Annotated in this window: 11 protein-coding genes, 1 pseudogene and 2 riboswitches; of the genes and pseudogenes, 6 read left to right on the top strand and 6 right to left on the bottom strand. The window is 37.7% G+C overall.

Features of this window, described 5'->3' with window-relative positions:
- Nucleotides 1-97: 97 nt before the first annotated feature.
- Nucleotides 98-1,723 (top strand): thiamine pyrophosphate-binding protein, encoded by a 1,626-nt coding sequence (locus tag AC623_RS09530; protein WP_049662211.1) that lies wholly within the window; start codon nt 98-100, stop codon nt 1,721-1,723.
- A 55-nt stretch (nt 1,724-1,778) separates the two neighbouring features.
- Here AC623_RS09530 and AC623_RS09525 read toward each other — a convergent pair whose 3' ends face one another.
- Nucleotides 1,779-2,012 carry a hypothetical protein gene (locus tag AC623_RS09525; RefSeq protein WP_049662210.1) on the bottom strand — a complete coding sequence of 78 codons (234 nt, stop codon included), beginning with the start codon at nt 2,010-2,012 and terminating at the stop codon, nt 1,779-1,781.
- Between the two features lie 651 nt (nt 2,013-2,663).
- Between AC623_RS09525 and AC623_RS09520 the strand changes: the two genes are divergently transcribed.
- Nucleotides 2,664-3,584: an HNH endonuclease gene (locus tag AC623_RS09520; RefSeq protein WP_049662209.1), complete on the top strand. Its 921-nt coding sequence runs from the start codon at nt 2,664-2,666 to the stop codon at nt 3,582-3,584.
- A gap of 75 nt (nt 3,585-3,659) precedes the next feature.
- Here the strand turns inward: AC623_RS09520 and AC623_RS09515 are convergent, their stop codons facing one another.
- The gene (locus AC623_RS09515; protein WP_082174381.1) at nt 3,660-4,286 is read right to left on the bottom strand and encodes an FMN-dependent NADH-azoreductase; all 627 of its coding nucleotides are present in this window, start codon (nt 4,284-4,286) and stop codon (nt 3,660-3,662) included.
- A gap of 100 nt (nt 4,287-4,386) precedes the next feature.
- Entirely contained in the window at nt 4,387-4,824 is a 438-nt protein-coding gene (locus AC623_RS09510) for a MarR family winged helix-turn-helix transcriptional regulator (RefSeq protein ID WP_197090959.1), read from the bottom strand.
- Nucleotides 4,825-5,108: 284 nt separating this feature from the next.
- Here AC623_RS09510 and AC623_RS09505 point away from each other — a divergent pair, with 284 nt between their 5' ends.
- Nucleotides 5,109-5,675 carry a hypothetical protein gene (locus AC623_RS09505; protein ID WP_049662207.1) on the top strand — a complete coding sequence of 189 codons (567 nt, stop codon included), beginning with the start codon at nt 5,109-5,111 and terminating at the stop codon, nt 5,673-5,675.
- Between the two features lie 417 nt (nt 5,676-6,092).
- Nucleotides 6,093-6,935, top strand: coding sequence for a GIY-YIG nuclease family protein (locus AC623_RS09500; protein ID WP_049662206.1), 843 nt, complete (start codon nt 6,093-6,095; stop codon nt 6,933-6,935).
- A gap of 878 nt (nt 6,936-7,813) precedes the next feature.
- Here the strand turns inward: AC623_RS09500 and AC623_RS09495 are convergent.
- The 3 genes from AC623_RS09495 to AC623_RS09485 form a co-directional block, all read right to left on the bottom strand.
- A complete protein-coding gene (locus AC623_RS09495) occupies nt 7,814-8,269 on the bottom strand; it encodes a sporulation protein (protein ID WP_049662205.1) in 456 nt (151 codons plus the stop codon).
- A complete protein-coding gene (locus tag AC623_RS09490) occupies nt 8,262-9,605 on the bottom strand; it encodes a TrkH family potassium uptake protein (RefSeq protein ID WP_049662204.1) in 1,344 nt (447 codons plus the stop codon). The genes AC623_RS09495 and AC623_RS09490 overlap by 8 nt, the downstream gene beginning before the upstream one ends.
- Nucleotides 9,606-9,729: 124 nt before the next feature.
- A riboswitch (cyclic di-AMP (ydaO/yuaA leader) is annotated at nt 9,730-9,870 on the bottom strand.
- A gap of 125 nt (nt 9,871-9,995) precedes the next feature.
- A complete protein-coding gene (locus tag AC623_RS09485) occupies nt 9,996-10,715 on the bottom strand; it encodes a DUF421 domain-containing protein (RefSeq protein WP_049662203.1) in 720 nt (239 codons plus the stop codon).
- A gap of 223 nt (nt 10,716-10,938) precedes the next feature.
- Nucleotides 10,939-11,023, top strand: a riboswitch (cyclic di-GMP riboswitch).
- 19 nt (nt 11,024-11,042) lie between these two features.
- Here AC623_RS09485 and AC623_RS09480 point away from each other — a divergent pair.
- Together AC623_RS09480 and AC623_RS22300 are read left to right on the top strand one after the other, a co-directional pair.
- Nucleotides 11,043-12,983: an HD domain-containing phosphohydrolase gene (locus tag AC623_RS09480; RefSeq protein ID WP_231603441.1), complete on the top strand. Its 1,941-nt coding sequence runs from the start codon at nt 11,043-11,045 to the stop codon at nt 12,981-12,983.
- 36 nt (nt 12,984-13,019) lie between these two features.
- Nucleotides 13,020-13,394, top strand: a pseudogene (locus AC623_RS22300) (PAS domain S-box protein); the annotation flags it as partial.
- Between the last annotated feature and the right edge of the window lie 104 nt (nt 13,395-13,498).

Genomic DNA, 13,498 nt, shown 5'->3' with positions numbered 1-13,498 from the left:
AAACTACAAGATGATGATAAAAATAGCAAGTTTAGCTATTCCATTTTAGTGAAAGAATCAATGTAGTGAAAAATTCAAACAGGAGGTTCCGGTTCTTATGGAAAAAACAGAAAGAACGGTTGCCGAATTGATACTTGATCAGTTGTCTCTATTCGGTGTAAAGCGAATTTACGGCGTAGTGGGCGATGCTATTTTTGGTCTCATTGACGCCTTAGCTAAACAGGATAAAATTAAATTTATTGCCGTTAAACATGAGTCAACGGCTGCTTTCATGGCATCAGCAGAAGCGAAGTTGACAGGCAATCTTGCTGTCTGCACCGCTACGATGGGGCCAGGCGCTGCTAATTTGTTGAACGGGTTGGGAGATGCGTATGCGGATAAAGCACCTGTCCTCGTCATTACCGGACAAGCACCTCGCAATAAGATCGGAATGGCTTATAAGCAATATATAAACCAGCAAGAGCTTCTGAAGCCGTTTGCTTCTTATTCTGAAAACTTAGCGAGCCAGGATGCTATTATTGAGCTTCTTCACAAAGCTGCCCAAACGTCTTTAGGACAGCGGGTAGTGAGTCATTTGTCCGTTCCCAAAGACCTTTTCGATAAAATTGTTACGGTGAAACCACGGCCGCTGCCAACGGTTATTGAAGGAGTGTCTACGTTTACTAAGGAAAGCTTAGAACAGGCAACAGCGATCATGAAAACCGCTAAGCGTCCAATGATTATGGCGGGCGCTGGTTCAGCAGCTGACCCGGAGGCCATTGAGGAACTGGCGGAAGTATGGGGGGCTGGCATTCTGACAAGCCTAGGCGGAAAGGGACTATTTGACGAATCTTCACCAAATCTATTGCAGGGAATTGGTGAAGGCGGGAATCCTTATGCGCCTGAAGTATTTAAAAAAGCGGACGTTGTGCTGTTAGCCGGTACGACATGGTGGCCTGAGGGATACGTGCCAACCGATGCACGCATCATTCAAATTGACAAAAATTTCGATAAAATTGAAAAAGGCATACCGACAGAACTCGGAATAACTGGCGAAACACAGGAAGTGATTCCATTATTAGCAGAGAGCTTGCAAGGATTTCAACGTTCTGAAGACTGGATCAGCTCTTGCCGTGAGATAAAAGAAAAGTGGACTCGGCAAAATGAACAGGAAGGCAAAACTGCCGGTTATCCGATCCACCCGTCACGAATTGTCCGCGCTCTCGATCAAACAGCCGCGGAAGATGCTATCTTTACAATAGACACTGGCAATGTAACGATTTGGATGAATCGTAACTTCCGTCCTCAAAAACAACAAGCTGTTTTATTCTCAGGCTATTGGCGGACAATGGGCTTCGGTCTGCCGGCTGCCATGGCCGCAAAGCTTGAAAAACCTGATAAACAAGTGGTCGCGGTTGTTGGAGATGGCGGAATACAAATGACACTTGCAGACCTGTTAACCGCTTCACGCTATGAGCTGAATATCACAGTGATCGTGATGAACAATCATGCCCTGCAAATGGAAAGGGATAAACTCAAAGCAGAGGGAGGCGAGGAGGTAGGAGTAGAACTCACAAATCCAGACTTCGTAAAAGTAGCAGAAGCCTGCGGATGGAAAGGCTTCTGCCCTCAGTCAGATGCCGATCTGGAGTCGGTTCTCCAAGAAGCATTGAATACAAACTCACCGACGTTAGTAGACGTTCGAACAAAGCAGGTTACTTTTCCAGAGAGCAAAAACAAGTAGAAAAGAAAAGCTGCGGCAATCGCAATAGATTCCGCAGCTTTTCTTTATCAGTAGCTTATTTAGGGTATTCATCTTTAGGATTATCACCCATTTCTTGATAAAAATCTTCTTTTTCATAAGACTTTTCGGGGAGATCTTCAGAAAAAGAATCGCTGTTCTTCAATCCGCTTTCCTGATAAAACTCCTTGCCATGGTTCACATCTTCGCCCATTTTTTGATAAAAGTCCTTATATCCTTTGTCATCGTGTTTTTCAGGAGCTGCCTTTTTGTTTTGATTACTAAAAGCCATTAAACATTCCTCCCTTTCATGTGAAACGTTTCTTTTAACATGTTCCCTGTACTGAATACTTAAAAACAATGTTCTAAAATGATAAGAAGGCAGTATGTAATAAAAGAAAGCTATTTCAAATCGTCTTGAAATAGCTTCTTGAATGATTCGTTACATAAGTTTCCATAAATATAGTTAGATCAAGCAAAGAAAAGATTAGAAGGATGAAGCGTCCGATTCAATCGGATTCAGGTTTTCTATTTTAGCTTTTGGTTTCATTCCCTTTTTGGGATTAGGAATAAAAAAGCCATAATTAAGCCTACAGCAAACACGGCGATTATAATATAAGCCATATTTTGTATAGCTAACGAAAGACCTTCCGACGAAGCTTTCGAATTGAATGGCGAGTGACTTACCTAGAGTCCATCGGCCGTATCAATATGAGAGAGCATAACGGGAACATCTATTACTATCGGGAGTCTTAGATTTTTGAATGTCGCTTTCCCCACGAGTCATGTATATAGACTTATGGGCTTTTCTGTGTACGAAACTTCAAAAATGTATTTTTTCTGGCCCTATATGGGTTTAACGTCAATGCGGCCATTCTCCCATCTAATGTATAATAAAGGATAAAGAAATTTTTTAATCTATTTATAGAATTGGGGAGATCGTATGAACAGTTTTATTGTTATGCATGGCCACACCTATCAGGAAGAAAAAGAACAAGGGGTTATTTGGTCTCCTCAAAAAGATAAAGGCGGCAACACACCACATTCATGGCTGCGAATGACTGAAGTGAAGGAAGGTGATAGAGTTTTCCACTATGTGAAAGGGAATATTGTCGCCATTAGTGTCGCCTCCTCAAGCTGTGAAGAAGCAGTTAAACCCGTCGCCATGCAATATGTTGAGCCATGGGCAGAAAAAGGCTACTTAGTAAAGCTTCACTACCATGAATTAGAAATACCTTTAAACATACGTGAGAATTTTGAAGAGCTACGGCCTTTGCTGCCGCTTAAATATTCGGCATTCCAGCAAGACGGAAACGGCAATCAAGGTTGTTTATATCCTTGTAACGAAGAGCTGGCCATTAAATTGTTAGAGCTTATTAGTGACCTTAATATTTATGAGGCAGAGCTGGAGCAGCTTGAATTAGCGATAGGCATTGTCCGTCAGACAGAGCGTAACACCCTTGTGCCAGTAATCGCTGAAACGGAAGCGGAAGCGAAGGCAAAAATTCGTTTAGGCCAGCAAAAGTTTAAACGGGAATTGTCTCCGTTGTGGGGGCATAAATGTGCACTTTGCGGGATCGAGCTTCCTGCGTTATTACGGGCAAGCTATTCAAAACCTTGGAAAGACAGCACCGATACAGAGCGGCTAGATCCATATAATGGTGTGCTGTTATGTTCTAATCACGACGCTTTATATATGAAAGGTTATATTGCCTTTGATGGCCAGGGGCGGCTGCATATTTCATCACAACTACCCCAGTCAGATTATGCTAAGTACAGCATTCACGAAAAAATGAAAATTACTCGATACGAATACAACAAACCCTATTTCAAATGGCATAAAAAGAATGTTTTTCAGCATTAAAAACATAACAAAAAAACTGCATCTTTGTTGATACGATTAACAACAAAGATGCAGTTTAATGATGAGATGTTCTAATTAAAATGCAGCAGCTGCTTTTGCTGCTTTTTCTAGCCCGTCTGCAATGATTTCTTGCGCTCGGTCAGGGTACTGGTTATGTCCTTCAATCACAATCGTTTCTGGATTCGTAATTCCCCATAGTCCGAGGTTCGCTTGAACATACTTAACAGCCATTTCAGCTGCAGCCATCGTCTCTAAAGAATAATCACTGCCGCGAGCATTCAATAAAACGACTTTTTTGTCCCCTGCAAGCCCCACTGGTCCTTCAGGAGTGTACTTAAATGTTTTTCCTGCTTGGGCCAGGTGAGAAATATAATTCACTAAGGGAGCTGGAACTGTGCTGTTCCATAATGGGAAGGCAAATACCACTTTCTCGGCCGCAAGGAATTGATTCAAATATTGATCTACTAAGTTTGCCGCTTTTGCTTCTTCTGCAGTTAACTCCATTCCTTGATTACGCTTGTATACACCCATAATCGCTGTGTTGCCGTAATTTGGCAACTCTATATTAAAAAGATCCAACTCCGCAATATCAGCCCCTGGATTTGCTTCTTTGTAAGTGTTAACAAACACTTCATACATTTTGGAGCTGATAGATTGATCAGCTGGGCGATCATTCGCTTTGATAAATAACACTTTAGACATTTTTATTCCCTCACTCTTAATAAAATAGCTTCGATGGTTGCTGTAGCAACTATCAAAGAAAAGAAATAAGTTGTTATAACAACTATTAGAGGTGAATGTCCTATTTATAAGACTCTTGGACATTCAGGCTGATTTTTGAAAGAATCTTTTCAAGAGTTAGAAGTTCTTCCTCGGAAATGCCTTTACAAACGATATCATTAAATCTTTCAGTAATAGGGATTACCTGTTTGCCAAGTTCTTTTCCGCATGAAGTAAGGTGCAGTTCCAGGGAGCGGCGGTCATTTTTGCTGCTGATTCTTTTAATAAACCCTTTACTTTCGAGATTAGAAGCCATTCTGGCAATATTGGTTTTATCTTTATTAAGGATTTCTCCCAATTGATTTTGAGTCAAACCATCTTTTTCCCAAAGGAGCATCATAATTAAATTCTGTTCAGGCGCAAGGTTGAATGGCTCTAATTTAGATTTAATGAGGCTTGTAAGGCTTAAATCCGTTTGATGAATTTTAATGCTTATATAGTCTTGTAAAGATAGCTTCAAGTGCATCCCTCACTATTTAGTTGCTATACAAACTAATTACCTTTATTACTTTAATACAAAGACGATTTCATGTCAATTCACCTTGCTTAAAGAGGTGGGGAGGAAGGGAACTAAGAGAGCTTTCAAACTAGCTCCATCCTAATATAGGGGTAACCAAATTAACCTAACGGCAGATATTCTTGTCAGTGTGGAAATAGAAAGAGAGAAGCTTTACACTTTAGATCAACCTAATAATTTTAAAAAATGGTATAATTTTGTTTTATCACAAAGACAAGAGGTGAAATATGAAGAGGTATCTTTTAAGAAGTTTAATAGTTGTGACGCTATTTTCTCTCTGGGGATGTCAACCAAACCCAGTTAAGCCAGAAAACCAGAATACAAAAAAGAGTATAGACGGTTTCATTGAACCTGAACCGTCTGATTGGGTGAAGTACGAGCACCTTGTCACGAAGTATATGTATTATAGAACACAAGCGGTCATACATAATGATATTAACATTCTGTGGAATCAATATCCTGACTTAAAGAATGACTATGATTTTAAGAAAGGAATCAATGTAGAGAGGTATGAAGTTGAATCACTCAATGAACGTTTTAAAGTAGTCGATGCTAATTATAGTATTGAGAGCTATGATCGAATGAAAGTAAAAACAGTAAACGACAAAGAGGCCATTCTTCTTGTCCACGGTGGCATAGGCTATATGAGTAGTAATTTTGATAAAGCAGGAGGAGAACTTTTAATGGAAATCTTTCTAGAGCTTGAAAATAATCGCTGGGTCATTGTGAAAACTGATGAATATAATGGGCTGGAATACAAGGAGTGGGTTAAGAAAAGGCTTAAAGGGTCATAATTATAGATCTATTTCTATCGAGGAGAAATGATAAAATAAATATACTAATAAAATTTTTCTTTTGTATTAACCCGAAATTTTTCTCATTTCATGCTATATAAACTATATTTACATAATTTTAACTAGTAAAAGAAGCTGCTATTGGGTTAGATGAAATAATGGATGTTGACAAAACAATGCTTTGATATGTATTAAGGCTTTGCGATTATCCAAACGCATAAAGACATAAGCTTCATAAATTTTCAAGCTTACTAGGAACTTGCAAGATGGAGGTTCATAGTTTTAATATTTTAAGTGCTAGAAATTAAAATAAATTCAAAGCGAGGGCGATTACTAGCATGCCACTAATAGATTTAACACTGGGAAACATGGTTTTTGAGAGTTGATTATGTAAACTTATAAAAAGGAGACAAAAAGATGTATTTCTTATTATCTGATTTATTGAGGCGCTGCCAGTACAATTTGAACAGAACATTACTTATCCGGCATTCTTTGAAGCATGAACGATTTATCAAAGCGTATCGTGATGGCTTTTTACGTGAATACACACAAAAACAGCCTCCTCATTTCTTTGATGCCTATGATAAGGTAATTGTCTTTTCCGCAGATGAAGGCACGACAGCAAAATATTTAACGTCGTATGAAGTACGACATGGTGAAACACCATTTATCTCGCAGAATTGCTCACCATTTTTATTAGAACCCTATAAAGATGAAATAATGAATCCTTTATTTGAGATCGATAATGATCCATTACATACATACGAAAATAAATTATTTATTGAATGGGGCAAAGCAGCTGTCAAATGGTATCAAAAAGGAACAAATGAAAAAGTTATTACGCAGCTAGTAAATACGAGCCAGTTTGTCTTTCCAGGATACGAAAATGTCCTATTAACATATAACGAATTAAAGAGAATCGTTGACGATCGACAGTCATATGCTGATTGGCATATCGCTTTAAGTTCGATCAATGCGATCTATATCATAACAGATCGTTCTAACGGCAAAATGTATATTGGCTCTTCATACAATAAAAACGGATTGCTTGGTCGTTGGTCGGAGTACGCCGCAACAATTCATGGGGGCAATGAAGCATTTAAGCAGCTGCATGAACAAAACCCTGCTGCGCATTTACATTTCCAATATGCGATTTTAAAAGTATTACCAAGAGATATTACAGCGTTAGAAGCGGTTGAATTTGAAAACCTATTTAAACGAAAACTACAGACAATTCTGTTTGGTTATAACTATAATTAAACGGAAAAAATGAAGCCTTTACAATCTGAAATTAGTGAAACGGCTAACATATTCACTAAAGTCAATTGCGGAGATAAAAACCTTTACATTAAAAGAAAATTTAATATCTTTGAAGAAGAAATTAACCAAAGCTGGGGTTGTAAAAAGAGAAAGCTTTTTTAAAAAGCTTAAAGAATAACTGTGTTGAAGCTATAGGCGTTCAGAAAAGTGCATTCAATTACTAAAAAAACGGACCAAAACTTCAGGAGGAGGCGGGAAAAGAGTTTTCATAATAAAGATTGATTTTTAGTTAACATAATATAAATTATAGGAAGTTGTATTAAAATATCTCATTTCATAAGTAAACTTTTAATATTGAGATATTTTAAAGATGAATTAATATAAAATCTTAATCACCGTTTTCATGATTCATTTCAATCGTTAGCTGGATCTAATTCTAATAGCTGCATTCTTTTGTTGAAAATAAAAAATTCAGTTTCATTGTAAATTATAAATAATTAAACTTAATCATTCACATGTGTGAATCATAGTTAATCTAAGTTTTCTTACTAGATCATAAATTTAATTTCTTATTCACATGTTTCATTGCCTTAATTTTTCTTTATACTTAGAACTTTTTTGTTGTTGACCTCTCTCTAAAAAATTTTGCTTCATATCCCAATTTATTGGATTTATTTTTTATGTAAATAACTCAATGACAACCTTCGATCATCACATCTAACTCTCTCCGCTCCTCCACCCTTTCGTTAAATATTTCTATAAATTTCATACAGTTGCCTTTGTGTCAATACCAAATTTTGGTGTTGTTTATAGTTGGAATTACTCCTGGTACACAAAAAAGCACCCTTCTTTATAAGAAAGGTGCTTGCGATAGCAAACTACTTTATCTGCGATTCAGTCTTCAAAATTTTGATTTCATCATGGTCACTGCTTTCCGTGCCATTGCTAAAAACGATTCTCGTATGAAATTGATACGAACGATTGCCCGATAAAGGAGCTAGCTTAGCCGGCAGACAAAATGTGAAAGGAATTTGGTCCGATTCATTGGAGTCAATCGACTTTGACATTAATCTTGTGACAGCTCCTTCGATCAATTGCTCCGTGTGTTCCTGTTTGTCTACTACGACCAGATCACATTCTAGTCTCTTAATGTTCTGTTCGAACCATCCACCTTCCAAAGAAAAATATCCTGTTACTTTTTCTCCTGGGATAAATTCTTTCTTATCTAAAATAAGATGAATGTGTGCTGAACCGACTTGTAAAAACCATTGGCTTATTAATTTTCTAATCACTGCTGGTAAATCCTCCCGCGCAATTGCTTCAAACTTATCCAATCATTATTTTTTCCTCTGTATATCGATAACGGTCAGGCTGGCGATTTAACGTAAGCGCTATGGCTAATGTTAATGGACCTAACCTTCCTGTAAACATCGCCAGGATGATGACCACTTTTCCAATAGGTGTCAAGTCCGGCGTTAGTCCCATTGATAGCCCTGTCGTGGCAAAAGCCGAAGTCGCCTCAAAAACAATCATGAGGAACCCTTTTCCCGTTTCCGTAATCGTTAAGATCATCGTGACCATCACAATAACAGACAAACTGCTTAAAATAATAGTAAGAGATTTATAGATTAATTTATAATCAATTCTTCTTTCAAAAAAGACAACTTCTTCTTTTCCTTTTATCTGGGATATGACAGCGCCAACCAATGTAGCAAACGTTGTCGTCTTAATTCCTCCTCCTGTAGACCCTGGAGAAGCCCCAATGAACATCAAAAAGATAATCAAAAACAAGGACGTATCGGTTAAGTCAGCAATATTAAGTGTATTCGATCCCGCTGTACGGGCTGTGACTGATTGATACAAAGCCCCTAAGAACTTCCCTGTCCAAGATAAAGGTTTGAGCGTTTTAGGATTATGGAGCTCCAAAAAGAAAATAAGAGCTGCGCCTACTGCGACTAGCAAGAAGGTTGTCACTAATACAATCTTTGTGTGTAAAGATAAGTGCTTCCTCTTACGATATTCATATAGTTCATTCATGACGACAAATCCAATCCCACCTAAAATAATTAACGAACAGACGACCAATACCACAACGGGGTCGTCAACGTAGCCCGTGAAGCTTCTATATCCTCCCATAAGGTCGAATCCTGCGTTGTTAAAGTTAGATATCGCATGAAAAAAACCATAATAGACTGCCTTTCCCACAGGCATATCGAAAGAAAAACGAATAGCGAGCAGTGTCCCGCCTATAAACTCACAGATTAATGTAAAGAGCAACACCCTCCTTACTAGCTTGACGATTCCTTCAATCGCTAAAGAGTTAAAAGCTTCTCTTAAAATCAGTCTTTCCTTGAAAGAGATTTTTCTCCGCAGCAGAAAAGCAAACAGTGTCGCAACCGACATAAATCCTAATCCGCCAATTTGAATAAGGCTTAAAATCACAAGCTGGCCAAAGGTGGTAAACGTTGTGCCCGTATCTACTACGACTAAACCCGTCACACAAGTCGCAGAAGTAGCTGTAAAAAGGGCGTTTAAGAAAGATAATCCTTCTCCATTTTGAGTAGCAGCCGGCAGTGTTAAAAGATAGGCACCTAAGAAAATAACGAGAGCAAACCCGCCTGCTAAAATCTTTGGTGGGTCCATAAAATAACCAGATTTGCTGTTAACCATACGATCCCTTCATTTCCTCATCATAATTTTCTTTAAAAAGAAATAATGCTATAACGCTGCCTTTTTAAAAACACAAAAAGAACACCAAGGCCTTACTCAGTGTTCCTACAAACAACACAAAGCAAACCTCCTTCCAAAACGCTGATGGGGTTAGCTGTCGGACTCGGACTTTGAAAGTAGCCCTACCCTCTAACGAAGGATTCACCCCGAGTGCTATGCACAAAGATGGGTCCCCCACTCCATAAGGATTAAGCAATATAAGGTCGATTTTATGTAAATATTAAATTGATAATAGCTACTATACTCTCGGAAAAACCATTTGTAAAGACAAAATAAAAGAAATTAAAAGCTTTAAAACGTAGTTGTTAATGTATTGAATATCTTTTGTTTTTATTCAGACGGCTCTTCATCTACAGGAGAGTGAATATGATCCTTGTATGTATCGATATATACCTTTCCATTAGCAGCTAGAACCGCATATACAACTTCACTTAGTTGTAAGCCGCGTTTTTTCAATTGAGATCCCAGCCAGCTAGATTTTAAGTTATTCTGCACGAAGTTAGCATGTATAATTTCACCGTCCATTACAAGCTCTATCGGAAGCGCCTTTTCTGGCTGAACAGCTATTGTTAAGTCTTGCTTTATTACATTACGGAATTCTGGTTTCTTCAAAACAGTGAGCGTTCCATTTGTTTCAATAATAGCGAATAGAACCTCATCGATATTAAAAACATCTTTCTCTCTCAACTGTTGGTTTAAATAGTCTAAAGTATAACGCATTTTCTCCATATTTTTCTCTAATATTTTCCCATTTTGAATAATAACAGTCGGATCTCCTGCGAAAAACTTTCTAGCTTTTCTATTTTTTAATGAAAGAAACGCAATTAAAAAAGCGATTAAAACAAATTCAGTAAACGCAATCACCAGGTGGTGTGTTTTCAAAGCTACATTAAAGGAAAGGTTAGCAATAATAGCGCCAATGGTAATGGACGCAATAAAATCAAAATACGTCATCTTGGAAATGGTTTGTTTTCCTAAAAATCTTGCGGCAACAAATAACATTCCAAAAGCAAGAACGGTTCGTAAAGTAACTTCCAAATAGTCTGCCATATCGCCTCTGTTCTCCTTTTTGATACTTAAAGATTATTTTATAGAGTATAGCCAACAATGATAACCGCTATTCTGCTTACTAACGACACTTTCAGACAGAATGTTTTTTACTTACTCACGTTTTACTGCATGAAGGATTAATGCGTTACTTCTTTAAAATATAAGAATAAAGTTCTACATTTTTTTCATAAATTGGTATATTATTTATCTATACACCATCTTAAAGATCTATGGAGGCAAAGAAAGATCATCTGCATTTGGGCGCTTTGGGTGATTGGGAGCCGGTAGCGCAACCGACCATAAAATTTAACTCTAGGAGGACGTTTTATGGCTATGTCTAAAAGTGCCAAATTAAACAGAATAAAAGTCTCAGATCCTAAGAGATTAGAACAGATACAGTTTATTGGCATTACCTCAGAAAAACTTCAACGTATCAACGAACAACAAGACGTTTTAGCCCCCTTTATACCTGAAATTGTTGACAGATTATATGAAGAAATTTATATGATTGAAAGTTTAGGGGAAATTATTGATGAACACTCTACTCTCGAAAGATTAAAGCGGGCACAATGCCGCTATCTAGAACAGTGTTTAACTGGAATGATCGACGACACTTATATTAAGGGTCGTCTGACTATAGGAAAAGTTCATTCTAAAATAGGACTAAACCTTCAATGGTATCTTGCGACTTATGCTAAATATATAAATGTCATTACAGAAATCGGCCAGTCTATATTGCATGAAAAGCTCGTGCCTTTTATTAATGCTTTGCAGGCCCTTTTCTCTTTTGATATGCAGCTGACGATGGAAGCCTATAATGAATTTGAACTGGATCGAGCCGTACACCCTTTAAGATATGAACTCAAAAAAATTCAGTATGAGAATGGTCTTACAGATGAGGATCTTATCTGTTTAGATGAATTTAGCGGTCTTATTTCGTTTCAAGCATCAAATCTTAGTGAACTGTTCCAGGATCTCTTGGCAGAAAGAATTAGAAATCATGAATCTCTACGCACTCTTATGTACAGTAAAGATTATTTTATCTATATTAGCAGCCTAGTTGTTCAGTTTTTCCAAGAGCGAGTGTACCGCAAGCCAGAAATTTTCTATCGTCTTATTCAAGATTGGAGCCGCTTAATTATCAATAATAAAATCTCTCACCAGCATTTTCAGATGATTGGAGACTGTTTAGAGGAAGCGTTGAAAAAAGTTTTCCTCTCAAATGAAAACCATTCTCTTGATCCGAAACTTTTTAATTATATAACAGCCTTTGATCGTCTTTATAAATTCATTAAATCTTTAATACAAGAAACGGTCCAGCCTTATCAGTTTCTACAAAATTTTCAATTTCTTGATGTTTACGCCTATGAAATTAGTTCGACCGATTTTGGCCAAATTACTTGGGTCAATAATAAAATGCAGAAATTGTTAGATACGAAAAAATCAAATACTATATTTCCTCAAAACTTTGGAAGCCGGTGCTATGAACTGATTTTTAACCGAGCGGTCCCTTGTACAGAATGCCCGCTTTTAAATAAAAGAGATCATGCTACGTTAACATTAGAAATGGAAGAAAAGGTGCCCCACTATTACAAAGTAAGGCCATTTTCTGTTAACAATATTTTTGATCTGTCACGCTCTCTTCTCGTGATGCAAGATACGACAAAGGAATCAAAAATATTATTCGACACACTGGACAGATTATTGAAATTAGCAGAGTTTCGCGATGATGATACCGGCACGCACGTCTATCGAATTGGTGTTTTATCAGGAATGCTGGCAAAGCTTATTGGAAAAGATGAGCAATTCGTTGAGAATATTTCACTTGCTGCCCGCTTTCACGATATAGGAAAAGTAGGGATTCCAGATTCCATTCTGAATAAGCCAGCTAAACTGACGAATGAAGAATGGGAATCGATGAAAACACATTCTCTTATCGGCCATCGCATTTTATCGAACTTGGAACTGCCTGTTATTCAAATGGCCGCGACAATTGCTTATACACACCATGAGTGGTGGAATGGAAAAGGATATCCAAATGGGATTGCAGGTGAAGCCATCCCATTGGAAGGACGAATTGTAGCTATTGTAGATGTATTCGATGCTTTATTATCCAAACGTGTCTATAAGGATGCTCTCTCCGCTGAAAAAGTCAAAAAGATTTTAGAAGAAGGAAGAGGAAGACAATTTGATCCATATCTCTTGGATTTGTTTCTTAAGATGTGGGAAGATTTTCTCGAATGCCGCACACAATTGGCTAGACTATGAAGGTGACCTACAATTTCATTTTAGAGGAGAATCGGAATGGTAAAACAGCAAGAAGAAATAAATAATACACTTGTTCTTAAAGCAATGGAAAATAATTTGGCTATGATCCAGTTTGATCTTAATCGTCGTGTATCCTATGTAAACGATAAGTTCTCTGAAACAATGGGTTACACCAGAGAAAAAATGCTCGGTATGCATCACAAGGAGCTATGTTTCTCTCATTTTTCCACTAGTCCGGGTTATGAGCGATTTTGGCGGGATTTAACTTTCGGCAAAAGCTTTCAAGATAAAATTGAACGAATAGATGCAAAGGGGAATCGTGTCTGGCTAGAAGCAACGTATATGCCTATACGCGATCTAGAAGAAAGAAGCGTTATCGGCATTTTAAAAGTAGCAACCGATATAACGAAAAGACAAAACATCGTCTCCCAAGTGGCAGATGAATTACAGGAGATGGCAGAAGTGCTCAGCGTAAGCTCCGAAACCGGCATTAACCGCAGTCAAGAACTGCTCCT

Origin of the sequence: Bacillus sp. FJAT-27231 (assembly GCF_001183975.1) — a bacterium.
In the GTDB taxonomy this organism is placed as follows: domain Bacteria; phylum Bacillota; class Bacilli; order Bacillales; family Domibacillaceae; genus Pseudobacillus; species Pseudobacillus wudalianchiensis.
This window is presented reverse-complemented; position numbering and strand designations above follow the sequence as displayed.